Consider the following 26,387-nt stretch of genomic DNA (forward strand, 5'->3'; position numbering starts at 1 on the left):
GATGAAATCGCTCAGGAACTCGACGGGACCGTGTGATCGCCCCTATGTTCGCTTGGCGCACGAAGCCCGCGCCAATCCTAGCGCCGCTTCGCCAGCATGAAGCGCGACAGCACGACAACGAGGCCGAAGAAGATCGTCGCGGCGATGAAGAGGAAGGCCGCTGCCGCAATCGCTGGGCTGATGTTCTCGCGAATACTAGAGAACATCTGCCGAGCCAGCGTGCGCTGGTTGGGGCCGGCGACGAAAAGTGTGAGCACAACCTCGTCGAGCGAGGTGGCGAAGGCCAACACCGCGCCGGAGAGTACGCCTGGCAGAGCGAGCGGCAGCGTCACGCGGTGGAAGACCGTTTCGGGCGAAGCACCCAGGCTTTGTGCAGCGAGTTCCACGCGCTCGTCGATGCCGTCAAGCGCCCCGATCACGCTCACCACGACGAAGGGCACGGCGACCACCGTGTGGGCGATGATCACGCCGGCATAGCTGTTCGTCAGGCCGAGACCTGCAAGGAGCACCTGCATGCCGACCCCGAGCACGACGGCAGGAACCACCATCGGCAGTAGGAAGAGCGTGCGCATCGAGCCTCGAAAGAAGATGAGGCGATTGCGCAGGCCTAGCGAGGCTGCGGTGCCGAGAACGGTGGCGAGCAGCGTCGTGCCCGTCCCGATGATCAGGCTGTTGAAGATCGCCCGTCGCCAGGCATCCGCCGTGAACAGTTCCTCGAACCAGCGCAGTGACCAGGACGGGATCGGATAGGTGAGGATGACGCTCGAGGTGAAGGCGAGCGGCAGGATGGCGATGAGCGGAGCAACGAGAAACAGGATCGTCAGCGAGGCGAAAGCGAACTTCGCAAGTTTCATCGGCATGACCTAGCGCCTCCCCGGTTCGCCAGTGGAGAGCCGCGCATAGACACTGTAGAGCAGCAGCGTCGCGACAAGCAGCACGACGCCAAGCGCCCCGGCCATGCCCCAGTTCGCAGAGCCCATGGCGTAGAAGGCGATAATCGAGCTGATCATCTGATCGCCCGGCCCGCCGATCAGCGCTGGCGTGATGTAGTAGCCTATTGCCGAGATGAAGACGAGCAGGCTGCCGGAGGCGAGGCCGCGCAGGCTCAATGGCAGCAGCACGCGCAGGAACGCGCGCCATGGCGGAGCCCCGAGCGAGGCGGCCGCCGGCATCAAGTTCTTCGGGATCGTGATAAGGACTGAATAGATCGGCAGCACCATGAAAGGCAGCAGCACATGCGTCATAGCGATAACCACCCCTGTACGGTTGAAGATCAGCGGCAGCGGCGCGTTGATCAGCCCGAGCGTTTGCAGAAGGTCGTTGATCAGCCCTTTTTCTTGCAGCAGGATGAACCACGCGGCGGTGCGCACCAGAAGCGAGGTCCAGAGTGGCAGCAACACGGCGGCCAGCATCAGGTCGCGCTTCCAGCCGGTAAGCGAAGCCGCGATCATTGCATAGGGGAAGCCGATTCCGGCGCAGGCGAAGGTGACGAGCGCGGCAATCCAGAAGGTGCGCATGAGAATAATGCGGTTGACCGACTGGTCGGCCGGCAAATGCTCGATATCGCCGGTGGAATTGCGGCCAAGATCGACGGCGGCGAGCAGGTTCCGGTCGGTGAGCGGCGAGAGCGCGTCGGCGATCGCCAGCCAGAACTCCGGCTTCTCCCAACGTTTGTCGATTGAGACCAGGTTGGCGGGCGGGTTCGCCGTGTCGTCCAGCGCTCGCGTCGTCTTTGACATCAGCGTGCGGAAGCCGGAACGGGCGCTGTTGAGGCGGCGGACCATATCGCCGAGCGCCTGATCGTCATCGACGGCCTTCAAGTCTTCCATCAGCGCCATCTGCATGGGCACCGTTGGCGGCGACTTTCGGTCCCAATCCGTCAGCACGACGGCGCTGCGCGGAAGCAGGCGCAGCACGGCCTGATCCGACACGGCCTGCGACATCATACTGAGCAGCGGCCAGACGAAGAAACCTATAAGGAAGAGAAGCAGCGGCGCAAGAAGGGCGACCGACCGCCCGGCCCGGGACGAAACTGCACTCATGGTGCGATGACCCGGCAATCGTTGGCAGAAAAGGCCGCATAGACCTTGGTGCCAGGTGGAAATTCGCGCGACCGGCGACCGAGCTTGGCGATCAGCGGATGGGCGGCGTTTTGCAACTGCACGCGCAGGTGGTCACCTTGGTAAACGGAATCGGTCACTTCCGTTTCCAGGCAATTGCGAGCGTCGCCGCGCGTCTCGCTGAGGTCGACCCGCTCCGGCCGGATGGAGAGAAAAACGGACTGGCCCGAGGCCAAGCTGCCGGAACCGGCTGAAACGATGTGCGCACCGGACGGGAGGCGCACGATCGCCTCCTGCCCCTGCACGGTCTCGACGACACCTTCGACCAGATTGGTCTCGCCGATGAATTCCGCGACGAAGCGCGTCGCCGGTTCGTCATAGACCTGCCGCGGCGTACCGATCTGCTCGATCTTGCCCCTGTTGAAGACGGCGACGCGGTCCGACATGGTCAGCGCCTCCGACTGGTCATGTGTGACGAAGACGATTGTCAGGCCAAGGCGGCGGTGCAGGTCGCGGATGTCGAACTGCATCTGCTCGCGCAACTGCTTGTCGAGCGCGCCGAGCGGCTCGTCCATCAGCACGACGCGCGGCTCGAAGACCAGGGCGCGGGAAAGCGCCACCCGCTGTTGCTGCCCACCGGAGAGTTGTGAGGGCCGACGGTCCGCGAAGGCCGACAGTTGCACCATGTCCAGCGCCCGCGCCACGCGCTCGGCAATCTCCGCTTTGCCCAAACCGCGCATCTGCAACGGGAAGGCGACGTTCTCGCCGACCGACATATGCGGGAACAGGGCATAACTCTGAAAGACGACGCCCATGTCCCGCTTGTGGGTCGGAACGTCGTTGATCGCCGTCCCGTCCAGCAGGATATTGCCGGAGGTCGGCTGCTCGAAACCCGCCAGCATCATCAGGAGCGTCGTCTTGCCAGAGCCGGAGGGGCCGAGCAGGCTGACGAACTCGCCCTGCCCGATACCGAGAACGAGGTTTTCAACCACACATAGGGGGCCGTAAAACTTAGTGATGCGGTCAAATTGAATGAATTCGGCCACGGAAGACTCCATCGCTAGTGGCGAAGGATGCGTCATCTGGAAGAGCATGGAACGCATCCGCCCGAGCAAGAAGGGCGTCCCATCGGGTACGCCCTTCACCGCGGATGTTCTTACTGGGCCAGCCAGGCATTGAAGCGCTGAGTCAGTGTTTCGGCATTATCGATCCAGAAGTCGACGTTGAGCGAGATCGCCTCTTTCATATTCACCGGATCGGTCGGCAGGTCCTTGGCGAATTCTGGCGGAACCCTCGCTGCGGCTTCCTTGTTCGGCAGCCCGTAAGCTACGAATTCCGGCAGCTTCGCCTGATGCTCGGGCAGGCTCGCGAAGGCGATGAAGTCCTGTGCAGCGTCCTTGTTTTCCGCATCCTTGAGCACCACCCAGCTATCAACGGCGTAAATGCTGCCCGGCCAGACCACCTTGAAGTTCTTGCCTTCCGTGCGGTTGATGCCGGTGATGCGACCGTTGTAGGCCGACGTCATCGCCACTTCGCCGGAAGCGAGGAACTGCAGCGGTTGGGCGCCCGATTCCCACCAAACGATGTGCGGTTTCAGCTCGCCGAGCTTCTTGAACGCGCGCTCGACCCCTTCGTCGGTCCCGAGCACGTCGTAGAGTTCGTCCTTAGAGACGCCATCGGCAAGCAGCGCGAACTCGAGCGTATATTTCGGACCCTTGCGCAGCGAGCGCTTGCCGGGAAATTTTTCGACGTTCCAGAAGTCCGCCCAGGAGACCGGCCCTTCCTTCAGCTTGTCGCCGTCATAGGCGATCGCCGTGGACCAGACGATTGCGCCGACACCACAGTCATTGACCGCAGATTCGAGGAACTTACCCTTGCCGCCCATTTTGTCCCAGTCGATCGTTTCGTAGAGACCGTCGGCACAGCCGAGCGCCAGTTCTTCCGCCTCAACCTGCACCGCATCCCAATTCGGCGCGCCGGCCTTGACCTTCGACTGGATAACGCCAATGCCGCCGTCCCAGGTTTCGTCAAGCACCGGCTTGCCGGACTTTTCGGCGAAGGGCTTGAAATAAATGTCGCGCTGCGCGTCCTGATAGTTGCCGCCCCAAGAGACGACGGTCAGATCCCGTGCGAACGCCGGTGCGGCAGGGCTTGTCGACAGCACGGCGACAGCGGCCACCAGAACGCCCGATTTGAAGATAGTCTTCATTACACTCCCCTTTTCTTCGTTGTGAAGGAATCCGACGTCAGCGGCCTCCGATACCGATCTCAGGCAACTGCTGACTCGCCACCGCCTTGGCGTATCGCGATGATTACAGCCTCTCTCGTCGTCGAGCCCTGTCCGGTCATTTTTCTTCCGAATGATGCATCCCGGTCCTTGTCGGTCAACGGGGCTTCCCCTCGTTGACGATCGTCAGACGTGTTGTCCTCCGTTGATGTGGATTTCCGCGCCGTTGATGTAGGACGATGGTTCGGTGCAAAGGAAATAAATGGTCTCCGCGACTTCGCGCGGTTCACCCAGTCTCCGCATCGGCACTTCCGCCGCCACCAGCTCATCGGTTCCGGGCGAGAGGATAGACGTTTCGATCTCGCCCGGCGCAATGGCGTTCGCCCTCACCCCGCGTTGGCCGAATTCGTGCGCCATTTCGCGTGTCAGAGAGGCAAGCGCCGCCTTGGATGCCGCATAGGCCACGCCGGCAAAGGGGTGGACGCGCGAGCCGGCGATGGACGTAACATTGACGATCGAGCCCTTCGCCGCTTCCAGTTCCGACATGAGCGCGCGGGCGATCAAAGCAGTTGAGACAAGATTGACGTTGAGGACCTGCGTCCATACGTCCGCATCCGTATCCAGCACGCCGAGGCGGTTCTTGCCCGGCCCCTTTGGCGAGATGCCGGCGTTATTGACGAGCGCGTGGAGACGGCCGTTCGGCAGGCGTTCGCGCACGGTCGCCGCCAAGCGGTCAATTTGGGTGAGATCCGCCAGGTCGGCCTGGATATGGCTTTCGCGAGCGGAGGGCCAGGCGCATTCTTCGGCGAAGGGCTGGCGGGAAACGGTGAGAATGCGCCAGCCTTTCGACTGGAAGAGCTTTACAGTTGCATGACCGATGCCGCGGCTCGCCCCCGTCAGCAACATGTAACGGCATTCTTCTGTCATCGGGGCGCTCACTGTTGATGCTTGATACATCGTAATCTGGAGCGGCTGAAAAGCAAGCCCCTCTTCCAAGCGGGATCAGGCTGGGCATGCCTGCCGCTCCGTAGCCCGCTCAATACGCGCGAGGATCGGCTTGCCTCCGAGCAGGATATCGTCGACGATCGCCATGGAGGCCGCGGCGGAATCGTGCCGTTTCAGGGCTTCGACGACCGGGTAGTGATGGTCGATCATCGCTCGTCCTCCCTCTATGTAGACATCGGAAATGTGCGGCCCCATCTGGAGCCAGAGCCGCCGCAGGATGCCGTTCAGCACTGGGAGCCCAGCGATCTGGGGCAGCATGAAATGGAAGGCCTGGTTGAGTTGCGTGCCCTTCAGCCGGTCGCCGGCCTCGATTGCCAGTTCGTTTTCGCGTAGGATTCGCTCCAACGCCTCAATATCCTTACTCGTCGCTACCTGGGCAGCCGTTTCCGCCGCCAGTCCCTCGAGCCGGACGCGGATTGTGCGGATTTCGCGGTAGCGGGTTTCGCTCAGGCCGGGAATGCGGATGTCGCGTGGTGAGCGGAAGGTGATCGCCTCGTCATTGGCAAGCCGGAGGATGGCGTCGCGGATTGGTGTGACGCTCGTGCCGAATTGTTCCGCCAGATCGCGAATCTTCAGCCGATCGCCGGGCTGGAACCGCCCCTGCATCAAGGCATCGCACAACGCGCCGTAGACGGCGCTGTTGAGGTTCTCATGTTCCAGTGTTGCGAAATCAGGCATGGAACTGGTCCGTAAAATGGAATATTAAGATACTTGATGCATCTTTTTCCGCGGTGTTTCAACTATCATGTCCGCCAAACGGTTGCCGCGGCAATGCAGCCAGCGCCATTGGCCAACAGACGGTACGGATAATTGAAGACGAGACGGAAAACTGCGCCAATGGAACAAGCATGACGGAGCCAACGCCGGCCACCAAGAAGACGGATTCCATGTCAGCGACATGGAATCCGACGTCCCTTGCCGATGCCGCGGCCGCGGTGATGCGGGTCTATGGGGCGGGCGGCACTGTCAGGCGGCTTTCCAGCGAACGGGACGAGACCTTTCTTTTCACCCGCTCGGATGGAAGGGACTTCATCCTCAAGATCGCCAATCCAGCCGAGGACGCGGCCGCGCTGGAATTCCAGGACGGTGCGCTCCTGCATCTGGAGGCTGCCGCCCCCGTTGTGCCGGTACCGCGCCTCGTACGCACGAAGAGCGGAGAGCAGAGCCACACGCTTTCCACCGCAGATGGCCCGCGCGTCATGCGCCTGCTTACGTTCTTGCGCGGCGAATTGCAGTACCGCACTCCTACTTCCGAGGCGCAAAGCCGGAATGTCGGCAGGGCGCTTGCGGAACTCGGGCTTGGCCTTGAGGACTATCACGGACGCCCACCGGCGGGAAAACTGATGTGGGACATTTCCCATACGCTCGATCTCACCGCCGTCGTCGACCATGTCGCGCCGGAACGGCGGGCGCAAGCGGAGGCCGTGCTGGCGGAGTTCGAGCGAGCGCTTCCCGCAATCACCGGGCTCAAGCGGCGGCAGATCATCCACAACGACTTCAACCCGCACAATGTCCTGCTCGATCCCTCCTCACCCACCACGGTCGTTGGCATCATCGATTTCGGCGACATGGTGCATGCGCCGCTCATCAACGACCTTGCCGTCGCGCTTTCCTATCATCTGGGGACGGAAAACTGGGCGGCGCGCACCGGCTCCTTCCTGGAGGGGTTCCATTCGGTACGTGCGTTAGAGCCCGGGGAAATCGAGGTTCTGCCGGTGTTGACCCGGGCGCGGCTGGCGATGTCCCTCATCATCGCCGAGTGGCGCTCCGCACGCTTTCCGGAAAACCGCGACTACATCATGCGCAATCACGCCACTGCCTGGCGGGGACTTCAAAACATATCCGATCTGACACCGGCCGGGCTGAAAAAGCTCGTTCCCAACTTTTACGAGGTCTGATCATGTCAATGGTGAATGCTTTCTCGCGCGAAGATTTCGAACGGCTCGACAAGGCCGAACGGGCGCTGATCGCGCGCCGGGAAAAAGTGCTCGGTCCCGCCTATCGCCTCTTCTACGAAAAGCCACTGCACCTCGTGCGCGGCGAAGGTGTCTTTCTCTATGACGCGGCCGGGGAACGATATCTTGATGCCTACAACAACGTCTCCTCGGTCGGCCATTGCCACCCGCGCGTGGTGGAGGCTATCACCAGGCAGACCGCCGTGCTTAATACCCATACGCGCTATCTGCACGAGGGAATTGTCGACTATGCCGAGGCGCTAACGGCCACCTTCCCGGAGGCACTCAGTCAGGCCATGTTCACATGCACCGGCAGCGAGGCGAATGACCTTGCCGTGCGCATCGCGCGCTTCGTCACAGGCGGCACCGGCATCATCGCGACGGAGCTTGCCTATCACGGGCTCACGAGCGCCGTGGCGGAATTCTCGCCCTCCCTCGGCGAATCCGTGACGCTTGGGCCGCATGTGCGCACCGTGTCCGCCCCCGACAGCTACCGTCATTCCCCCGAAGAGATAATGGAAAAGTTCGGCCGCGATGTGCGCGCGGCGATTGCCGACCTGAAGCGCCACGGCATCAAGCCGGCCATGCTGATCACCGACACGATCTTTTCGAGCGACGGCATTTTCGACGGGCCGAGAGGTTTTCTGAAGCCGGCGGTGGACGCCATCCACGAGGCAGGCGGTCTCTTCGTTGCGGATGAAGTACAGCCCGGCTTCGGCCGCACGGGCGAGACCATGTGGGGCTTCGAACGCCACGGCGTCGCGCCCGATATCGTGACGATCGGCAAGCCGATGGGCAACGGCTACCCAATGGCCGGCATCGTTCTGCGGCCGGAAGTCATTGCCGAGTTCGGTCCTCGGGCGCGCTATTTCAACACGTTCGGCGGCAATCCGGTCGCTGCCGCCGCCGGCAAAGCCGTGCTGGACACGATCCGCACTGAAGGCCTGCAGCAGAATGCGCTGGTGGTGGGTCGCCATATTATGGAAAGGGTGAAGAGCCTCTCAGCCATCCATCCGGCGATCGGCGACGTGCGCGGCTCCGGGCTCTTCATCGGCGTTGAGATCGTCGCCGACTCGACCATAAAGCGTCCTGACGCGGCACTCACGACGCGCATCGTCAACGGCCTGCGCGAGCGGCGAATCCTGATCAGCGCCTCGGGACCGAATGCAAACGTTCTGAAGATCCGCCCTCCCCTCATCTTCTCGCGCGAGAATGCCGACATGCTGGTTGATGCACTCGGCAACGTGCTGAAGACACTCTGAAAGAAGAGGTAAGCGTGTGTCGGTACCATGGTGTGCTTACCCAAAACTCATGATCTGCTTCTGCCCACACCGGTGGACCATCAACATGGAAACGCTGGCATCCACGTTGCGATACAGCGCGACGAGAAGCTCGACTGAGGAACGCAGCAACGAGAACGCGCCGAACCCCGCATATGGGACGATGTCCGCAATGGTCGGCGCGACGGTGCCAAGGGATCCGCTGCTCATGAAGTCGCCGGCGACGGCCGAGGCTGCTTGCGAAAGCCTTGCCACGCCCTGATGCGAAATAGTTGCCGGCATGCAGTCAATGTTCGCGAGGGGCGCGCCAAGGCGTGGGAGTCGCAAAATCGGGAGACGTGTTGCCTTCCGCGGACCTGGCTATGCGGAAGCGGGTCCTACGGAGCGCCCAAGGACTTCCTCATCGTTCTGCGGCAACTGACCGTTCGGAGTCATCTTGTCCACCGCGTCCGGGATCGATGTCGAAAGGCGCTTCAGCAGCTCATTGTAGTCCAGCCCGGTCTTCGCGGCCAGTTCCTGAAGGGTATCCTTGCCGATCGACGATTCGACCTGTTCGGCCGAAATGCCCTGAGACGGCTTTTCGGCGCTTACCCAGGAGTCTGCCGCCTCCCGGTTTCCACCGTTCTTGAACGCATCGACAAGTTCTCCCAGGCCTTTGCTGAGCGAACCTTCCCCGGGGTCGCCGAACATCTTGCCGAGTTCGCCGAGAATGCCACCGCTGTTCGGAGCGCGCCCCTTTGCGTCCTGAAAGATCTGTCCCAGCTTATCCCGGTTCTGGTAGCCAGCGACCGCGAGCAGCCCCAATAGCGCCGCGAGCGACGGCATGGTGTTGCGAGATGAGGCCATGTCAGTTCCTTTCTGCTTGGTGAACCCTTAAGCGCGCCGGGCGACGGCGCCCCATAGAAGCAAAACGATCACGGCACCGACGATGGCTCCGATGAACCCGGCGCCCTCGTTGGCGTTGTACCACCCCAATGCCTGCCCCAGATATGACGCGACGAAAGCCCCCACAATGCCCAGGATCGTCGTCAGGACGAAGCCTTTCGGCTCGTTTTCGCCGGGGACGATGAGCTTCGCCACGATACCGGCGGCAAAGCCAATGATAATGGTCCAGATTATACCCATTCCAGAAGTCCCTCGTTTTAGGTAGCAAGTCTGCTAATTGCATCGGCGAGTTCCGAGGCTCCCGTCCTTTGGAAACACCAAGGGGCATCAGGAAAACACACATAACACGCCCCGACAAGGCGCATCCCTTGTCTTTTGCCGGCTCGTCAGTCCCCACAGCGGAGCGGCGACGAATATTCCACCAGAACCGGGGCGGCAAATGAGAGGATCGAAGATATCTATTATGCCAAGTACCCGTTCGGTCCTGCAGCCGATGATAACGAACGCGTCTGCGCGGCCATGGCTGCCACCAGCTCCGGTCGTGTCGGCATACTGATCCGCCTCGCCTTCGACCCTCCGAACCGGGACAGCGCGCCATGGCCATCCAGTCGGAGCATCGACACTCTCGGTAACATTGTGCTTAAGGCAATGCGCGCCCTATTCCTCGATTCGCCTGACACTGCTGACACCGCGTTCCCCTCGCCCGCGCACATCGACCGGTTTGCTGCTGTTGCATTTGATGTGCTGGCGGACCCGCGCTACGAAATGCCGCCGAGGAGCGATGGTACGCCTCAATTAGGAGCGTCCAACCTGACCGGACAGTGATAGACGATGGTTGCGCAAAGTGTGAGTTGACCGTTTTAGATAGCGAGGCGACACTTGCAACCTGCAGCAAGGCGGGAGGAAAAATGATGCCCGAGCCAGACTCCTGGCGCCACATGGCAAGCGCGCCGAAAGACGGCAGTCGGATCCTCGTCACGATCCGCCCGTCCGAACAGGGGGCGGCAGAAGTTGATCTCGTATATTGGTCGAATGGCGATCAGTTCGGTGCAGATGGCTGGCGCGCCTCTGATTCCTCGCCCGGCCGCATCATCGAATACGCCGAGCCGGAATTGAAGTGCTGGATGCCGATGCCCTCGGCCAATCTCAATCGCACCTCGATGCCCTCACCTTGGGAAGGGGAAGACGAGCGAGAGCTCGACGGGTCAGGGATTTAGAACTTGCGAAGATAAGACGCAGCGGGTGGCGAAACCCGGTTGAGCTATCCATTCGTCCTTGCTCGCTTAGGAAAGCAAGGGAGAGCCTATTGTCCGCTCATGGAGTTCCGGCAATCCGGCCAGGGCGGCGGCTTTCGGGAAAGTCCAGCGGACGACCAGCGCTGACGACCTCCTCGTCAACGTGGACCGCCGCCCTCGGATTCTCTCGTTCGATGTAGCTGAAGATGGCGTCGCGATCGTCAGCGCACGACCTTCATCGATCACCCGCCGCAGCCTTGCGCAAAGCTGGCGCGGCGCTCTCGAAAGTGCGCATCGGCGTCGGCGTCGTCCGCATCGGGTCGAGTGTCCTCGAGTGCCCGCAAAACTTTGGCGCGGAACCAAGCGTCGTGAGCCTCTCTGTGGCTGAAACCGCCGAGCGTGATCAGCCACAGCGGAGCGCCGAGTTGGATGAAGAGCTCCTCGACCGCGCCGGTGGCCGATTGGGCGCCACCGCCGTAGCAGAACAGGACGACCGGTATGCCGCTGGCTGGCTCGTAGCCCGCGAGCCGGAGCTCATCGGCGAGCTGCGCGCCCACTGCCTGGTTGTACAGCGGTCGGTATCGACGATCGGCGGCCACAAAGATCTGCATGACGTTATGCAGGAACAGAGTGATGCCGACGTGGCGCCGCAGCCAGTCCCAGGCCGGGCGCCCCACGAGCGGCGCTGCCAGGGGGGAATAGGGCTTGACTTGGCCCAGCACGCGCAGCTGAGGCGATGACGCCTCGACGAGCTGGCCGCCGTCGCGCGTATCGGTGAAGCGGCGCTCGCCGATTCCGTCCAGGTAGACCACGTAGGCGTCCGGCGGTCGCCCTGCATGCGCACCCCTGGCGTAGGGCACCTCCGGTGGGAGCCTAGCGGCCGGCGGGCGCCGGCCGATGGTGTAGAGCATCAGCTCGTAGCGAGCAAGCAAGCCCTCGACGAGGAGGAACGGACCGAGGGCCAGGAGGGCGATGAGCAGGAGGAGCTCGCTCACACGATCGCCTCCGGCTGCCGCGAGCCGGCGATGATGCCCGCGATCATCCGCCGGACCATCTCGACAGTGGCGGCGAGGCACTACCCGCGGTACCGCGATGCACACGGCCGCAGGCCACCAGCCCAGTCCTGACGCCCCGGCCAGCGGGCCGGCCAGCCCTGCCTCGACAACGGCCACGAGCAGGATGTGCACCGCACTTCTAAGATCGACTACTGGTGTGCACTGATGCGATCGCCTAATCCGAAATTGGATGCCAAGTAGGCTCCCATGGGCTATGTCAAACTCGTTGCGAGCATCGGTGCTCCGCCGGAGCAGATTTAAGCATGCTGCTAATCACGGAAGAATAACTCAGAGGGGAAACGATTTAGTGAATAGCCATCGCGTTGCTTTACTTGGTCTTGGCCGCACACCCACCAGCTATATTAAACAGGTCAGATTGTTAAACTTTTCTTGGGCGGTGGTAGGCTTCCTCTTGCTTTTCTGCCTAGCTGGTTGTGCCACGCAGCACGTGGAGCTTCCAACGCTGCTCAACACTGACTCCGCAGCGTCGCACAGGACTCAGACCGTTCGGTCACACCCAAGTTCCGGAACGTTCGACCTCCTCTATATTACCGACCGCGCACCCATTACCGCTTCGGACAGCGCGTTGTCCTATGGCGCTGAAAGAGCCACATTTTTGAGCTTCGGGTCGGTGTCGATCGCGTCGACACGCAAACCTCTCACCAGCAAAAGTGAGTTACGTGTCAGCGCGGTTTCACAGACTGGCCGGTTTCCGGCGACACCTTACGGCGTTGAGGCGACCGCAAACGGGCTAAGCCGCTCGGTGGAGGCGGTCACGGCCCACGACCAGGCCGCCGCATCGCTGCAGGCCGAAGTCGCTCGTCGGCTCTCAACAAGTGATCGTAAAGAAGTCGTGGTCTTTGTTCACGGTTATGGTAACAGCTTCGACGCCGCCGCGCTCACCACAGGCGAGATTTGCAGGTCGCTGCAGAACCAGTTTGTCTGCATTGTCCTGACTTGGCCTGCTGGAGGCTCCGGCGGCTTTTTCTTCGGCTACAATATCGACCGCGAGTCGAGCGAGTTTTCAGTCGCGGATCTTAAGAAAGCCATTCGCATCATCGCCGAAACTCAGGGGCTCGAGCGGCTTCACCTCTTGGCGCATAGCCGCGGGACCGATGTGCTCGCGAGTGTGGTCCAACAACTCAGCATTGAAGCATATGTTAGTCAATCCTCAATGTGGCAGCGCTACAAGATCGCGAACGTGGTGTTTTTCGCGCCCGATATTGATCTCGACGTGGCTTCTTCCAAGATGTTCGCGTGGGTATCGGATCCAGACCTGGCCTTCGGCAACAAACCAAGGCCGAGCACGGTCCCGCCTCAAGGCCCTCTGCATCTCACGGTTTATTCGTCTCCAAGGGACAAAGCGCTGGGGGCATCAACGCTGCTCTTCGGTAGCGCCTTGCGGCTGGGGCAGCTCGCTGTCGACAGGCTTCCCAAAAACAGGAGCGAAGCGGCGTCCAGATGGGCAGGGTCTCAGATGGGTGAGTTAGTCGATTTCATCGAGTTTCCAGGCGGCGGCTTCATTGGCCATAGCTACTTCTTGTCCAATCCCGCCGTTAAAGCTGACTTCATTGCGCTTATCCGCGATAGAGCAAAGGCTGGCGATCCCCGTCGCCAAATCGTCGAAATCAAACGGCCTTTCTGGCGGGTATCGGATGTCCAGCAGGCCTTGTGATAATCGCTTTCAGCACTCCGACGAGGCGATCACGGAGCGGGTGAAGGCCCACAAGGAGATCAAGGACAACATCCGGGAGCGGAGGCGGATGGTGAGCACGCTGCGCCGTGCTGGCCTCCCCGGCCCCGGTCCATTCGCGGGCGACGTCACAAAAGCCTTAGCCGACGCCGGATTGCATGAAACGGATGTAAGCAATCGCCCGGGTATCGAAGTTCCGTTGCAGTTGCTCGATCGACAGGTCGAGAATCGTTGACAAGACTGCGGAGCGATCGGATGCGTTGTTCACCAGAATGTCAATCCGGCCGTAAGCGGCGACGACCTGGTCGACTGCAGCGGTGATCTGGTCAAGCTCGCCCACCTCGCACACAATGCCGATCGCCGCGCCACCGGCTTCAACGATGTCCGCAGCGACGCGATCAACACCGTCAGAGGTCCTCGATGATGTTCGGTCACTGCGCCCATCTACGCCCGTGAGCCGCCAAATCCATCCGTTCACTTCCGTACGGATCATGCACGTATACAAACCCGATGGACGCCCATTCCCCTGAAAACCCGTGATGCCCTAACGCATATGTATGCGGGCGGCTGTCAGAGCGCGTTTTTGTCTCTAGGTAGCGTATTCGGCTCGCCGCCCCGCCGGGATGGGGAAAACTCGGTCATAGGCAAGATTGAAGACGAAATTGTAGACGAGATAGAAGGCTACAATGGCCAGGTCGAGCTGCAGCGTTTCGAAAAGCCCCATGTTCAGGTACCAGGCGATGGGCGGCAGCAGGATCGCCAAAAGGCCGATCTCGAACAGCACCGTGTGCACCAGACGCATTTTGAAGGTTTTGTTGGTGTCCCCGAACATCCGGCGCATACCGTGATCGAAACCGAGATTGAAAACGAAATTCCAGATCGTTGCAATTGTGGCAGAGCCGATGCCAACGACGCCCATATGCATGATGGGCTTGTTGAACAGATAGGCCGCAACCGGAGTGATAATCATCAAGCCAATGGCCTCAAACAACAATGCGTGCCGAATCCGGTCCGGGAAAGTGCGCATCTTCACGACGCATCTCCTTTTGAGTTATGTTGATTGGAGCGCTTTATATCTCTATTTCTGAGATTATGAAGTTAGGTCCTATCTGGAAATAAGATGGATGACGGTCTCAATGGAACAGCTGGAGGCCTTCGTTGCTGCGGCCGAACACGGCTCGTTCTCGGCCGCTGGCCGGGCATTGCGCAAGGCGCAATCGGCCGTCAGCACGCAGGTCTCGAACCTTGAGGAGGATCTCGGACTGGAGCTGTTCAGTCGGCAGGGGCGCAATCCGACCCTCACGGCCGCCGGCGAACGCCTGTTGTCGGAAGCGAGGCTGATCCTCGACAGGCGTGAGCACCTGATCGGCGTGGCGGCCAGCTTTGAAGCGCATGTGGAGAAGCGTCTCGTGGTCGCTATCGACGAACTCTATCCCGAGCACGCGTTGGGCGAACTTTTTGCCGAGTTTGCCGTGCATTTTCCTCATGTTGAACTCGAGCTGCTGTTCCCGATGATGGAAGACGTCAGCCGGCTGGTCCTCGATGGGAAAGCGGATCTCGGCGTCATGTGGCGGCAAGAGGATCTGCCCGCGGAGTTGGGCTTTCATACGATCGGCTGGGTGCAGTTGAAATTGGTCTGCGGCAGGAACCATCCGCTTGCCAACGCGATCGTAGGCTGGGAGGATCTCAAGCGTCACCGCCAAATTATGGTGACGGTGCGCACCGAAGGAATGGAACGGCACCGCCTTCGCGTGGCCGCGGAAGTCTGGTGGGTCGAGAGCCATTGGGTGATTCTGCAGATTCTAAAGCAGGGTATTGGCTGGGCCTTGATCCCTGCGCATATCCTTGCGAGGTCGCCGGTAGCGCAGGATCTTGCGATCCCCACGCTTCAATTCGACGACGGCGCGCATCCGGTGGCGTTAGAGCTGGTCTGGCACAAGCAACGCCCCACCGGCCCAGCGGCGACATGGTTGCGGAAGCGCTTCGCGACGACCAAGATCGACATGGTCGCTGAGTGACGGCGTCCCGGAGCATCGAGTTGCGTCGGTGATTGCCACGAGGGGTTGGCGCGAGCCGAGGGAACTGGATGACATCGTAAGTCAGACTGCAGCCCTCTATTGGCATGCACCACTTAAGCGCGATGTTAGTAAGCGCGCCAGCTCAGCCATAGCGAATGACAAAGCGGCCGTGTTCCGAGGCCCGGCGGCAGAATCTCTCGGGCCACCATAGCATGGGTGCCATGCCCCCTCATGATGAGGAGGGCCGGCGGATGCGCCCAGTCGTCGAAAGCTCTGGTGGCGATCGCGACGTCATTGCCCCTGATGATACGCCTGCTCATGCAAGCCTCCCTTTAAGCGTGACATTCCGCATCGTGTTTAATTCAAATCGCTGTAGAATGGCCCCCGTCGTTCTGGCTGTTGAAAGATCAAAGCAAGCCGGAGGATTCTGCGGTGGACATCGCTGCCTGGTTGCGCAGTTTGGGATTAGGGGAATACGCGTCGGCGTTTCGTGACAACGACATTGACGCACAACTTCTCCTGCAGCTGAACGCCGAGGATCTCAAGGACCTTGGCGTTGCTTCGATCGGACACCGTCGCAAGCTTTTTGATGCGATTGCGGACTTGCGCGACCAGGATGCCCGTTCAACCAAAGTATCGATGGATCGGCCTCTAGCAGCGCCGACCGCCTCGCCAGAGGCCGGTGCCGAGCGTCGGCAGTTAACTGTCATGTTTTGCGATCTCGTCGGCTCGACGGCCTTGGCATCGCGCCTCGACGTCGAGGATCTTCGCGAGATTATTGGCGCTTATCAGCAATGCGTATCCGATACGATCAAGCGGTTCGGCGGCTTCGTAGCCAAATACATGGGCGACGGCGTGCTCGTCTATTTCGGCTATCCGCAGGCACATGAAGATGACGCTGAACGGGCGGTAAGGGCGGGCCTGGCGCTAATCGACATTGTCAATGAGCTTGAACTCTCGGATCCACTGCAAGTGCGTATCGGCATCGCTACCGGAATCGTGGTCGTCGGAGACATTGTCGGTTTTGGTGAGGCTCGCGAGCGAGGCGTAATCGGTGAGACGCCGAATATTGCTGCGCGACTGCAGGGTTTGGCCGAACCGGACACGGTAGTGATCGGGGAGAGAACCCACCACCTCCTCGGCCATCTCTTCGATTTTCGTGACCTTGGCACTCTCCAGGTCAAGGGCTATTCCGAGCCAATCCGCGCCTACCAAGTGCTTCGACCGAGCATTCTGGATAGTCGTTTCGAGGCATTGCACGGTGAGCGGCTCACCCCGCTGGTGGGCCGCGAGAACGAAATCGAAGCGCTGCGCCGCTGCTGGCAGCGCGCAAAGGGCATCGAGGGTCAGGTGATCCTTCTCGTGGGAGAGCCAGGCATCGGCAAATCGCGTATCACTGTCGCCGTCCTGGAGGAGATCACGAACGAGCAGCGGACGCATCTTTGCTATTTCTGCTCGCCACATCATAGCGGTAGCGCCCTCTACCCGATCATCCGCCAGCTTGAGCGCGCCGCTGAAATGAGCCCGGATGATGACACCCCGACGAAACTCGACAAGCTTGAAACCCTGCTCGCGGCCACCTCGACTGCGGCGGAAGATTGCAGCCTCCTCTCAGATCTGCTCTCGTTGCCCAGCTCCGGGCGCTTCCCCACGTTGGATCTCAGTCCGCAACAGCGAAAATCACGAACCCTGCAGGCACTCGTACGGCAATTGGAGGTCCTCGCCGGGCGGCAGCCCGTCGTGATGATCTTCGAGGATGTGCATTGGATTGATCCGACCAGCCTGGAACTTCTGGATCGAACTGTCGAACGCATTCGGATGCTGCCCGTGCTGCTTGTTGTGACTTTCCGGCCCGAGTTCACTGCGCCTTGGTCCGGGCAGCCGCACGTGTCAATGATGACACTTGGCCGCCTGGGACAGCGCGACGGAGTCGCGCTGGTCGAACATGTTCTTGGCCAACAAGACTTACCTGCGGAAGCCATTCAAGGGATCGTCGAGCGCACGGACGGAGTGCCCCTTTACCTCGAGGAGTTCACGAAAGCAGTGGCAGAAATGTGCGCGGAGGGAGACCACGCGCAGTCGGCAGCATCGTCGGCGAGTCTTGGCATCCCGGCCACCCTGCACGCGTCCCTTATGGCCCGTCTAGATCGACTAGGCGCGGCGAAAAACGTGGCACAGATCGCCGCGGTTATCGGGCGGGAGTTCTCGCATGACCTTTTGGCCGCGGTGGCACCGTATGAGGCAACTGAGCTGCGGGCGTTCATCGATCAGCTTACGTCGTCCGGGCTGGTCTTCCCACGCGGAACGGCGGCCGATTCAATGTACCTCTTCAAGCATGCCCTTGTGCAGGACGCAGCCTACAACACGCTCCTGCGTCATCCCAGGCAACAGTTGCATGCCAAAATCGCTCAGACTTTGGAAGAGCGATTCCCAGGCCGGGCTGCCCGCGAACCCGAGGTCCTGGCTCATCATTTTGCAAAAGCGGGGCAAGCGGCCCGTGCGATCGACTACTGGCTCATCGCGGGGAAGCAGGCTGCCCAACGCTCCGCAAATCTGGAGGCAATCGATCACTTTTCGAGGGGTCTGAAGGCACTGGAAGCGCTTCCGTTAGGATCGGAGAAGGACTGGAAGGAACTCGCTCTACAGACGGCAATCGGAACGGCGCTGATTTCCGTGCACGGATATGCTGCGGCGCAGACCGCCGCAGCATACGCTCGCGCACGCATTCTTTGCCAAAAATTCGGGAACGCCGCTGCCCTGCACGCGACGCTGAGCGGCGAGTTCGTTTACCACTTCGTTCGTGGTGACCGCGCAATGATGCGGCGGTTGACGAAGGAAGCCCAGCGGACTGCAGAGCGCACGGGCGACGATGCATTTCAGTTGGCAGGGCACCGCATGGATGGCATCACGGCAATGTACGACGGGTCCTTCACCGAGGCTTCCCACGAGTTTGAGACGATCCTGCGCCTCTATGATCCCAACCGCCACCGTCCGCCACCAGTACTGTACATCCATGATCCGAAAATTTCAGCTCTTGCCTACTTGGCAATCATCAAGTGGATTCTCGGGCAATCGGACACCGCGCGGACTTTGGCCATCGAAGCGCTTCGGTATGCTGAAGAATTGAACCAGGCAAACCTCACCGCCCACGTCAGAACATACGCGGGCGCCGGACTCGATGAGCTTATTGGTGAAACATCTGCTGTGTGCCGGCATGCCGACGCTATCGTTGCTTTGGCAGATCAACATAGTCTGCACTACTGGCGACTAAACGGCATGTTCCTACGAGGTTGGGCGATCGCCCAGGGCGCGTCCGTCGAGGAAGGGTTGGCGATTATGCGTCAGAATTTGAAGGCTCGATCCGCATTGGGTGTGAATTGGTATCATGTCCGGTATCTTTGTATGCTTGCAACAACATTGCAGAAGTCCGGCGCAGCCGAATCTGCCTTAGCCGTCGTCGCTGAGGCGAAGGATCAAGCCGCTTGCCACTGCGAGCACATGTGGGATGCGGAAGTCGAGCGGATCGAGGCCGAGATGCTTGAGTTGTGTGCGCGGTCCACTGTGGAATGTGAAGCTAGGTTCCAATCGGCCCTGGTAACAGCGCGACGTCAGAGCGCCAAGTCGTTCGAGCTCCGCGCAGCGCTTGGCCTTGCCAAGCTTTGGGCTGAGCACGACCGCGGCGATGAAGCTCAGGATTTGCTATGGCCGGTCTATGAGTCGTTCACCGAAGGGTTCAATACGCGCGACCTGACGCAGGCCAGGCAGTTGCTCGACAGGTTACATTGAGACAAGCCCTGAGCCGACTTCCACTAGACACCGAGGCAATAGGCGATCACAACGTCGGCGCGCCCCTTTGAGGTCACCTATAAGGGCAGGAGCAAAACCATCGAGCTACCGGGATATTATCTGGAAAACGGTGACGAGGGCATTCATCTGGGTGACGGCATGGCTGCCACCGACGCGGCTTTAAAGGCGTGAAGGAGGAGATCGAAGGCATTCCCTCGCCCGCCACCATAAAAATAGTACGCAATAAACTGAAACCGTCTCAGCGTGAGGCTGGCGGCCTGCTCAAGGTTGGGGAAAATGCCTTCGACAATGCCGGCGCGGAGCAACCTTCTGTGCACAGAACGGGAACACTCTACTCGGTACGCTACGTCGGATGCTCGCCTGGCTGCTGTCGACCCGTACCTTCCGTTCAGAATGAAGCGCGAGTTGACCCAATTCGGACCTTGTCGCGCACGGATTCCCTTCCCGAACGAGCGGGTTTATGTATGGGCAGCGAGTGTCACGTTGCTGGGTCCGCCAGTCCTTCCACCAGCGTGCTCAAGGCCGCATCCAAGGGGGCCGATCCCACCTTCTCGGGTACCAAGAGACCATCGATCGCAAGCATGGTCATGCCGTGGATGAGCCCCCAGCCGGCTGCAGCCTGACCTTCAATCGGCCGGTTGCGAATGCTCCCCTCGGCCTGGCCGCGCCGGAGGATTTCGAGGAGAACATCGAATACCGCAAGCGCCCGCTCACTGAGATGCATGCCCACTGATTTCCCTTCCTCGGCGCTAAACATCAGGCGGTAGAGAGCCGGGTTGTCCGTTCCGAAAGCGACGTAGGCACGGGCTATCGGAGTAATTTCGTCGCGCAGGGTTTTAGGCGCTTCACACTTCGCAGCCGAAAGGGACACGCGCAGCCGGTCGAAGCCAATCATAGCGAGTTCTGCAAGCAGCGCTGCCTTGTCCGGGAAGTGCTTGTAAGGTGCCGCGTGGCTCACGCCAGCCCGGCGGGCGACTTCCCGCAGCGTGAATTGCCAGCCCTTCTCCTCCCGAAGCATATCCAACGCGGTCTCGATAACCGCACGACGGAGATCACCGTGGTGATAGGGGCGGTTGGATGTGTCCTGCATGGCACCTCGAAGTTTCTTGTGTTTACATTGTTGACAGTGGCTACTTATACGCCTACGTCAAGGGCATAAGTTTCTCTTGTCTACATTGGAGTAGGCCATCAACGCAACCGCAAATATCACCGACGCTGGTCGGCTGGGCAGTCTCCTCGTGGCTCAGCGTGCTGCTTTCCTGCGTGACGGAGCGCCTTCGCTGGCGCAGCGCGCTGATCTGGCCAAGTTCAGGGCCACGTTAATTGCGCACCGCAAAGCGATAGAAGATGCCATTAGTGCGCATTTCGGGCATCGCTCGAGGTATGAGACGGCGATCATGGAGGTTGGAGGGGTCGCCGAGGGAACGAAGTATCTGATCCGCAATCTTCCCAGATTCATGTCGCCGACCCGCCGCCAAGTTGCTTTACACATGCGGATGGGCACCGCCCGCATTGAATATCAGCCGCTTGGTGTCGTCGGCGTGATGTCACCGTGGAACTACCCGGTGAACCTCGCGCTGATGCCGGTTGTCACGGCCATCGCTGCCGGAAACCGGGTGATGCTGAAACCATCGGAGTTCACGCCCGTCACCAATTCGCTGCTCGCGAAGATGCTGGGAGACATCTTTTCGGAAGAACAGTTCGCCATGGTATCCGGTGATGCGGCGGTAGGGGCGAAATTCACTGCGTTGCCGTCCGACCATCTCGTCTTCACCGGCAGCACCGCGGTGGGCCGAGCGCGTGATGAAGGCTGCGAGCGACAACCTTGTCCCTGTTACCCTTGAACTGGGGGGTAAATCGCCGGTCATTGTCGCCAAAGGCAAAACCCTCGACCAGGCGTCGATACCATCCTCAACATGATGCTTCGGTGATCGGGTTTCCGTTTGCCAATGAAACAAAGGAAAACCAGCACATGGCCATCGACACATCGTTGCCGCTATGCGGCTCGTGCGAATGCGGCACTTGTTCGTTCGAGGTGTATACGTCGCCAAAAGTCAGGTTCCGATGCCACTGCCTGATCTGCCAAGCGTTCAACGGCAGACCGTTCGCGGATGTGGTCGCTGTTCGTGCCAAGGATGTAGTGCTGGAAAAAGCCGGCAATATCTCGTTCAAGAAATACCGCCCTCCGCCGAACTTCAACCGCGGTGTCTGCCGGACTTGCGGCAAGCCGGTTGTGGAGGTTGCCGGCTTTGGGCCGTTCAAGGTGCTGTTCATCCCGGCATGCAATTTCGCGCCCGTGGCTCGGCTGCCGCCGGTTCGGATGGATATATTCTATCACCGTCGTGTATTGGACATGCCCGATAGCCTGCCCAAATACAGCGGCTATTTCGCGAGCGAGTTGGCGGTCGCGAAAATGATCATGAAAGGCATGTGAAATGTTCGCTGCCCTGCAGCATCCTCGGCCGGTTCGGAAGTCACAGTCATGTTCATGCATCCAGGACAGCTAAGCCCGCTAGCAGACATGCCTGATAGTACGGACCTATTGACTCTTGGTGGCAGCGGCTCAACACTGGTCGGTTGCCCACTTATGCAGGAACAAGTTGATTAGGGAGGAAGCAATGGAAGCCGTAAATCGTAGATCCACACTCGCACTCGGTCTTACAATGGCCGCCACACCTCTGATCGCTTGGGTGACACCAGCAGCCGCCCAGACTTACGGCCCCGATGAGGGTGAGGAGATCGGTCCCGGTGTCAGAGTTGTTGCGCTTGGTGAGCGAGCTTCGGTTATCCCGACTTATAAAATGGTCAAACTGCGGGATGTCGTTATCCAAGCAGGTGCGAAGACGCCGGACAACGTAATGACGAACGACATGCTTTGCCACATGACTGAGGGAGAACTTTCGGTCGTTCAGAACGAAAAAAAATTCACAGTCAAGAAGGGTGATGTTTGGACATGCGCCAAAGCCGATACAACAGAAGGCACCCAGAACACGAGCAATTCGGTCGCGATCATGCGAATCATCGATTTGATGACCTCATAGGATGCGATGACCGACGTGCGCCGCTCCTCGCCGTTGTCACCATCAGAAGCCGGCATGAAACGACGCCACCCGTCTTGATCCAAACCGAGGAAAGCCAAGCCCGGCAAATAAATACTGAAGCCTGGAACAACGTTGCACGAGATGCGTTACCGTGGCGTCGCGCATTGCCGCGGCACCAGGTCCCCCAACCTGTTCAGAGTGCCCGCCTCTCGTGCGGGCACTCACTTTTCTCTGCACTTCACGATCGGAAACCGTTCACTTTAGCTCGTCGCTTTCGGGCTTGCCTTTTGCTCGTCTGCGCTCGTCTAGCAGATTGAGCAAGTCGGTGAGATCATCCGCATCGAAATAGTCTAGGCCGGTCTGCGATATGCCTTCCCATCGAGCGGGCCAGCCAGTGAAGCGATCAATCACGCTCCACAAGCCGTTGCTGTCGTCATGCAATTCGTATCGCTGGGTCATGCCGGCAGTTTAGCGCCCCCTTAAAGGCCGCGCTACGGCCTCTCTATATTTGTGCGGCGGTTTTCGCCGCAACGACGGGCGCAATAATGTCGTGTGACTTGCGCAATCCACAGTTATAGGGTCGAGGTTAAAGCCTGTTTTTTAGCAGGAACTTATTAAAGACTTAGTTTTGGGAGATATTATTTTTTCCAGGGCCAGGTGCTCGGCTTCCGGGTGCACCCCACCCGCCCATCAAACTCCCCGTTTGTTGAGTTCTCGGCAAGAGCCGTTTTTCTGCGCACACGTGTTGACGACGATCAGTGCCAGCACAGTGCCTGTGCGTGGATGAGCCATCCCGCCGACTGCCTCCATGCGTCACGGCAAAGAGGTTCTAAGATGACAAGCAAACACGAACTGCACTCTAAGATTATCAGCCGTTGGGAGGCAGAAGGAAGCGCACCGGACAGATCCGGCAAACTCCGTCAATGGTCGCAGTTTCCAGGGATTGGAACCTACACGGTCTATCATGTCTCCTCGGGCGAAGTCGCAGAAATAAGAAGGTGGCGGTTCGACGGGCTCAGCCCCAGAAATGCAGCTCGGGCACTGCGCGTCCTAAATGACCCGCACCAGGGAGAAGAAAAATGACATCCTCTGTTGGAAGCTTCAGATACCGGTTCCACCCGGTCGAATTCGCGATCAGATCAACGCCCGCGCTTTGTATCGGGATGATCGTTTTCGTCACCCTTTACGGCGTCCTCTGGTAAATGTCGGCAGCGAAAAGCCGTGCCCATCGACAAACATATCAACCCGCTCAAGGAGGTATTATGGCCGACGCACAGAAGATGAAGAAGCTGATCGAAGATTGCGAGCGAGACATCGCCGCGTGTCTGCATCCGGAGAGCGGCATTCCGGAGAGCCATCTGCTTCAACAGCTATTGAGCCGACTGGACGGGCAACAAGCAAAAGAAGCGCTGGGAGACGACTGGCAAAGACGGTGGCATGATCCGGGCGGAGACGACGATATGAGTCCCTCCCCCACGTTGCGGTGGACAGAGCCGGAGTTCTTCGGAACGATTTGGAGGCTGAAGATTTAGGCGTGGTTGCTTAAGCGGTCAGAATTCCACATGCACTACGCTGGACCTGGAGCGGCCAGTTAAGCAGCGGACGGAGGCGCGGGTTGGTCTGGCGGCGGAACTTACCGTTGCCAGGTGATGTTGAGCGAGAATGCGAAGGCACCCTGAATGCACTCGCTCAACGGTTGCTGATCTCCTTGTCATCACCGCGCTATCCGTCCCGGCTTGGCTCGCATTCTAAGGAAGGGCCCGGTTGCCTCTTCAGTGACCGACCGTTAGACGCCCTCGCTTCGAGGTGTAACGTGAGTTCGTGTCGGCTCTATAGAACCCCTGCAAATGCCGACCTGAGCAGGCCCTCGCCGGAGGCGCTGCCATCTCAACGCCTCACCTGTGCGCAGTCCCGCCGGCCCGCTTCGATCCTCTGGAGAATTTCGCGCATCACACCTGCAGCAGAGTCGCTCGTCGAGAAGGAACGGCCGAATTCCGGTCTACAAACCGCCCTGCGGTGGTTGTATTTACTTTTAAGCAGGAACAAATAAGAACGCGGTCCAGTTAATTCCGTTGCTCTCAAACGAGCGACGTCTAGCGTCTCCAGCCGAGTTACTGTTTAAAGCTCGCCTCAGGATAGGGAGAACATATGGCCGACTCCCTCGACCACGCACCGGCACAAGCGAACAATCTGCCGCAGTTTCTGGCGCTGACCATCGGGGCAATCGGTGTGGTCTATGGCGACATCGGGACCAGCCCTCTCTACGCCTTCCGCGAGGCACTGCGCCCGTTTGGACCAGGTGGCGTTGGGCGGGACGAAGTCATCGGTCTCGTGTCGCTGGTACTCTGGACGCTGACCGCCATCGTGACCATCAAATATGTGCTCTTTCTGCTTCGGGCCGACAACGAGGGTGAGGGTGGCACTTTGTCCCTGCTCGCCCTGTTGCTGAAGAAGGGCACCAAATATCCGGTCCTCATGTTTTTTGCCGGCGTTCTCGGCGCCGCCCTGTTCATCGGTGACGCGATGATCACCCCGGCGCTGTCGGTACTGTCGGCCGTTGAGGGTTTGAAGCTCGTGGCGCCGGCGCTTCACGACTACGTTCTGCCGATCTCCGTCGTGATAATCCTGCTGCTTTTTGCCGTCCAGTCACGCGGGACCGGTGCCGTTTCCGTGTTCTTCGGCCCGATCACGCTCGTTTGGTTTCTCGTGATGGCAGCTGCCGGCGTTGCGCATATAGGCGACGATCTGGCGATCCTTTCGGCTTTTAACCCGCTCAATGCGATCGGTTTTTTATGGAATGCCGGCCTCATCGGCTTTATCGTACTCGGCGCCATCTTCCTCACCGTGACCGGAGCTGAAGCGCTCTATGCCGATCTGGGCCATTTCGGTCGCCATTCCATCCAGGCGGCCTGGTTTGCAGTCGTCTTTCCCGCCCTCGCGTTGAACTATCTCGGGCAGGGCGCGCTGGTTTTGTCCCATCCCGATGCCATCTCCAATCCGTTTTTCCTGATGTTCCCGAACTGGGCCTTGTTGCCGATGGTGATCCTTGCCACGGCCGCAACGATCATCGCCAGCCAGTCGGTGATCACCGGAGCCTTTTCGCTTATACGGCAAGCGATCCACCTCGGCTTCCTGCCCCGCTTCGAGATCTGCTACACCTCGGAAACGCAAACGGGTCAGATTTACCTGCCCTTGGTCAACACCATCCTTTTGACCGGTGTTCTCGCCCTCATGCTGATGTTCGGTAGCTCCGAAGCCCTTGCCCCCGCATACGGCGTATCCATTACGGGCGCCATGGTGATCGATACCATTCTCGCCTTCGAATTCGTTCGGCGCCAATGGGGCTGGCCCGCTCTGACAGCCATAGCTGTCCTGCTTCCCCTGTTCAGTCTCGAACTGGTCTTCCTCGGCGCCAATCTGTTGAAGGTTCACCACGGGGGCTACGTGCCCATCCTCATCGCCGGCACCTTGATCACGATGATGTGGACCTGGCGGAAGGGTGTCAGCGTGCTGCGCGAGAAGACCGCCCGTCAGGACATCCCGCTGAGCCAGTTCATGGCCATAGTCGAACGAAAGTCCGAGCATGCTCCTGTCCAAGTCCCCGGAACAGCGATCTTCCTGACCGCCACGCCCGACACGACGCCGGCAGTTCTGTTGCACAACATCAAGCACAATCACGTCCTTCATCAGCACAACGTCATCATGACCATCAAGACCGCCCGGGTCCCTTACGTGCCCGAGAAGGACCGCTACACAATTACAAAGCTGTCTGATCGGTTCAGCCTGCTGGAGCTGAGGTTCGGCTTCATGGACGATCAGAATGTCTCACGTGCACTGGCGCGCTGCAGAAAGGAAGGCTTTAGGTTCGAGATCATGTCGACATCCTTCTATCTCGGCCGGCGCAAGCTGATAGCCGACCCCCAGTCAGGGCTGCCCCAATGGCAAGACAAGCTCTTCATCGCCATGGCGGACTCGGCCATTGATCCAACTGAGTACTTTCATCTGCCCGCTAATCGAGTCGTCGAGCTGGGAGAGCAAGTCATTATCTAAGTGCGCACTCCGCGGTAGCAGCGGCATCACCAGGCATCAGCCGCGCGTAGCTTGATCTGGACCCAGTTTAAGGAAC

The 26,387-nt window shown here is 60.0% G+C and carries 24 protein-coding genes and 5 pseudogenes; 13 read left to right on the top strand and 16 right to left on the bottom strand.

Translation table 11 applies throughout. The features are described 5' to 3' along the window. Nucleotides 1-77: 77 nt before the first annotated feature. From M1D43_RS28865 to M1D43_RS28890, 6 genes are all read right to left on the bottom strand, one after another. Entirely contained in the window at nt 78-860 is a 783-nt protein-coding gene (locus M1D43_RS28865) for an ABC transporter permease (RefSeq protein WP_027990356.1), read from the bottom strand. A gap of 3 nt (nt 861-863) precedes the next feature. Then, nucleotides 864-2,042, bottom strand: coding sequence for an ABC transporter permease (locus tag M1D43_RS28870; RefSeq protein ID WP_027990357.1), 1,179 nt, complete (start codon nt 2,040-2,042; stop codon nt 864-866). Next, entirely contained in the window at nt 2,039-3,154 is a 1,116-nt protein-coding gene (locus tag M1D43_RS28875; protein ID WP_050579953.1) for an ABC transporter ATP-binding protein, read from the bottom strand. The genes M1D43_RS28870 and M1D43_RS28875 overlap by 4 nt, the downstream gene beginning before the upstream one ends. A gap of 62 nt (nt 3,155-3,216) precedes the next feature. Continuing rightward, entirely contained in the window at nt 3,217-4,242 is a 1,026-nt protein-coding gene (locus tag M1D43_RS28880) for an ABC transporter substrate-binding protein (RefSeq protein ID WP_318853508.1), read from the bottom strand. Between the two features lie 231 nt (nt 4,243-4,473). Beyond that, on the bottom strand, nt 4,474-5,214 hold the full coding sequence (locus M1D43_RS28885) for an SDR family NAD(P)-dependent oxidoreductase (RefSeq protein ID WP_013845631.1): 741 nt from the start codon (nt 5,212-5,214) through the stop codon (nt 4,474-4,476). 75 nt (nt 5,215-5,289) lie between these two features. Further along, nucleotides 5,290-5,970, bottom strand: a complete 681-nt coding sequence (locus tag M1D43_RS28890; protein WP_127623636.1) for a GntR family transcriptional regulator — start codon at nt 5,968-5,970, stop codon at nt 5,290-5,292. A 170-nt stretch (nt 5,971-6,140) separates the two neighbouring features. On the opposite strand from M1D43_RS28890, the gene M1D43_RS28895 reads away from it, so the two are divergent. Both M1D43_RS28895 and M1D43_RS28900 read left to right on the top strand, forming a co-directional pair. Then, a complete protein-coding gene (locus M1D43_RS28895) occupies nt 6,141-7,190 on the top strand; it encodes a phosphotransferase (protein ID WP_318853479.1) in 1,050 nt (349 codons plus the stop codon). A gap of 2 nt (nt 7,191-7,192) precedes the next feature. Beyond that, nucleotides 7,193-8,509 carry an aspartate aminotransferase family protein gene (locus M1D43_RS28900; protein ID WP_013845634.1) on the top strand — a complete coding sequence of 439 codons (1,317 nt, stop codon included), beginning with the start codon at nt 7,193-7,195 and terminating at the stop codon, nt 8,507-8,509. A gap of 36 nt (nt 8,510-8,545) precedes the next feature. Here M1D43_RS28900 and M1D43_RS28905 read toward each other — a convergent pair whose 3' ends face one another. The 3 genes from M1D43_RS28905 to M1D43_RS28915 form a co-directional block, all read right to left on the bottom strand. Next, nucleotides 8,546-8,809: a hypothetical protein gene (locus M1D43_RS28905; protein ID WP_192925902.1), complete on the bottom strand. Its 264-nt coding sequence runs from the start codon at nt 8,807-8,809 to the stop codon at nt 8,546-8,548. 78 nt (nt 8,810-8,887) lie between these two features. Further along, nucleotides 8,888-9,373, bottom strand: a complete 486-nt coding sequence (locus tag M1D43_RS28910; protein WP_017264070.1) for a YidB family protein — start codon at nt 9,371-9,373, stop codon at nt 8,888-8,890. Nucleotides 9,374-9,400: 27 nt separating this feature from the next. Continuing rightward, a complete protein-coding gene (locus M1D43_RS28915) occupies nt 9,401-9,652 on the bottom strand; it encodes a GlsB/YeaQ/YmgE family stress response membrane protein (protein WP_015242086.1) in 252 nt (83 codons plus the stop codon). Between the two features lie 671 nt (nt 9,653-10,323). Between M1D43_RS28915 and M1D43_RS28920 the strand changes: the two genes are divergently transcribed. Continuing rightward, the gene (locus M1D43_RS28920; RefSeq protein WP_027992830.1) at nt 10,324-10,629 is read left to right on the top strand and encodes a hypothetical protein; all 306 of its coding nucleotides are present in this window, start codon (nt 10,324-10,326) and stop codon (nt 10,627-10,629) included. Between the two features lie 103 nt (nt 10,630-10,732). On the opposite strand, the pseudogene M1D43_RS28925 reads toward M1D43_RS28920, so the two are convergent. After that, nucleotides 10,733-10,855 (bottom strand): annotated as a pseudogene (locus tag M1D43_RS28925) (type II toxin-antitoxin system RelE/ParE family toxin); the annotation flags it as partial. Between the two features lie 27 nt (nt 10,856-10,882). Then, nucleotides 10,883-11,130 (bottom strand): annotated as a pseudogene (locus tag M1D43_RS28930) (damage-inducible protein). A gap of 879 nt (nt 11,131-12,009) precedes the next feature. On the opposite strand from M1D43_RS28930, the gene M1D43_RS28935 reads away from it, so the two are divergent. Then, nucleotides 12,010-13,377 (top strand): alpha/beta hydrolase, encoded by a 1,368-nt coding sequence (locus tag M1D43_RS28935; protein ID WP_164831136.1) that lies wholly within the window; start codon nt 12,010-12,012, stop codon nt 13,375-13,377. A gap of 13 nt (nt 13,378-13,390) precedes the next feature. Continuing rightward, nucleotides 13,391-13,552 (top strand): annotated as a pseudogene (locus M1D43_RS28940) (nucleotidyltransferase family protein); the annotation flags it as partial. Here M1D43_RS28940 and M1D43_RS28945 read toward each other — a convergent pair. Together M1D43_RS28945 and M1D43_RS28950 are read right to left on the bottom strand one after the other, a co-directional pair. Further along, nucleotides 13,547-13,819: pseudogene (locus tag M1D43_RS28945) on the bottom strand (SDR family NAD(P)-dependent oxidoreductase); the annotation flags it as partial. The pseudogenes M1D43_RS28940 and M1D43_RS28945 overlap by 6 nt on opposite strands. 165 nt (nt 13,820-13,984) lie before the next feature. Then, nucleotides 13,985-14,428: a PACE efflux transporter gene (locus M1D43_RS28950; RefSeq protein ID WP_088196301.1), complete on the bottom strand. Its 444-nt coding sequence runs from the start codon at nt 14,426-14,428 to the stop codon at nt 13,985-13,987. Nucleotides 14,429-14,519: 91 nt separating this feature from the next. Here M1D43_RS28950 and M1D43_RS28955 point away from each other — a divergent pair, with 91 nt between their 5' ends. Continuing rightward, entirely contained in the window at nt 14,520-15,413 is an 894-nt protein-coding gene (locus tag M1D43_RS28955) for a LysR family transcriptional regulator (protein ID WP_127672519.1), read from the top strand. Nucleotides 15,414-15,538: 125 nt separating this feature from the next. On the opposite strand, the gene M1D43_RS28960 is transcribed toward M1D43_RS28955, so the two are convergent. Further along, entirely contained in the window at nt 15,539-15,733 is a 195-nt protein-coding gene (locus tag M1D43_RS28960) for a hypothetical protein (protein WP_033053163.1), read from the bottom strand. Nucleotides 15,734-15,845: 112 nt separating this feature from the next. Between M1D43_RS28960 and M1D43_RS28965 the strand changes: the two genes are divergently transcribed. Next, nucleotides 15,846-19,199, top strand: coding sequence for an AAA family ATPase (locus M1D43_RS28965; RefSeq protein WP_088196303.1), 3,354 nt, complete (start codon nt 15,846-15,848; stop codon nt 19,197-19,199). Between the two features lie 499 nt (nt 19,200-19,698). Here M1D43_RS28965 and M1D43_RS28970 read toward each other — a convergent pair whose 3' ends face one another. Further along, nucleotides 19,699-20,310 (bottom strand): TetR/AcrR family transcriptional regulator, encoded by a 612-nt coding sequence (locus M1D43_RS28970; protein ID WP_088196304.1) that lies wholly within the window; start codon nt 20,308-20,310, stop codon nt 19,699-19,701. A gap of 97 nt (nt 20,311-20,407) precedes the next feature. Between M1D43_RS28970 and M1D43_RS28975 the strand changes: the two are divergent. The 3 genes and pseudogenes from M1D43_RS28975 to M1D43_RS28985 all read left to right on the top strand — a co-directional run. Further along, a pseudogene (locus M1D43_RS28975) lies at nt 20,408-21,116 on the top strand (aldehyde dehydrogenase family protein); the annotation flags it as partial. Between the two features lie 76 nt (nt 21,117-21,192). After that, the gene (locus M1D43_RS28980) at nt 21,193-21,654 is read left to right on the top strand and encodes a GFA family protein (RefSeq protein ID WP_088196305.1); all 462 of its coding nucleotides are present in this window, start codon (nt 21,193-21,195) and stop codon (nt 21,652-21,654) included. Between the two features lie 184 nt (nt 21,655-21,838). After that, entirely contained in the window at nt 21,839-22,261 is a 423-nt protein-coding gene (locus tag M1D43_RS28985) for a hypothetical protein (RefSeq protein WP_017264060.1), read from the top strand. A 255-nt stretch (nt 22,262-22,516) separates the two neighbouring features. Here M1D43_RS28985 and M1D43_RS28990 read toward each other — a convergent pair whose 3' ends face one another. Continuing rightward, nucleotides 22,517-22,720, bottom strand: a complete 204-nt coding sequence (locus tag M1D43_RS28990; RefSeq protein WP_027992839.1) for a hypothetical protein — start codon at nt 22,718-22,720, stop codon at nt 22,517-22,519. Nucleotides 22,721-23,340: 620 nt separating this feature from the next. Here M1D43_RS28990 and M1D43_RS28995 point away from each other — a divergent pair. From M1D43_RS28995 to M1D43_RS29005, 3 genes are all read left to right on the top strand, one after another. Then, complete coding sequence (locus tag M1D43_RS28995) at nt 23,341-23,463, top strand: hypothetical protein (RefSeq protein ID WP_017264058.1); 123 nt, start codon at nt 23,341-23,343, stop codon at nt 23,461-23,463. 60 nt (nt 23,464-23,523) lie between these two features. Further along, nucleotides 23,524-23,793 carry a hypothetical protein gene (locus M1D43_RS29000; RefSeq protein WP_027988826.1) on the top strand — a complete coding sequence of 90 codons (270 nt, stop codon included), beginning with the start codon at nt 23,524-23,526 and terminating at the stop codon, nt 23,791-23,793. A gap of 616 nt (nt 23,794-24,409) precedes the next feature. Then, the gene (locus tag M1D43_RS29005; RefSeq protein ID WP_027988827.1) at nt 24,410-26,311 is read left to right on the top strand and encodes a potassium transporter Kup; all 1,902 of its coding nucleotides are present in this window, start codon (nt 24,410-24,412) and stop codon (nt 26,309-26,311) included. Nucleotides 26,312-26,387 lie beyond the last annotated feature (76 nt).

It is taken from the genome of Ensifer sp. R1-3, assembly GCF_056739175.1.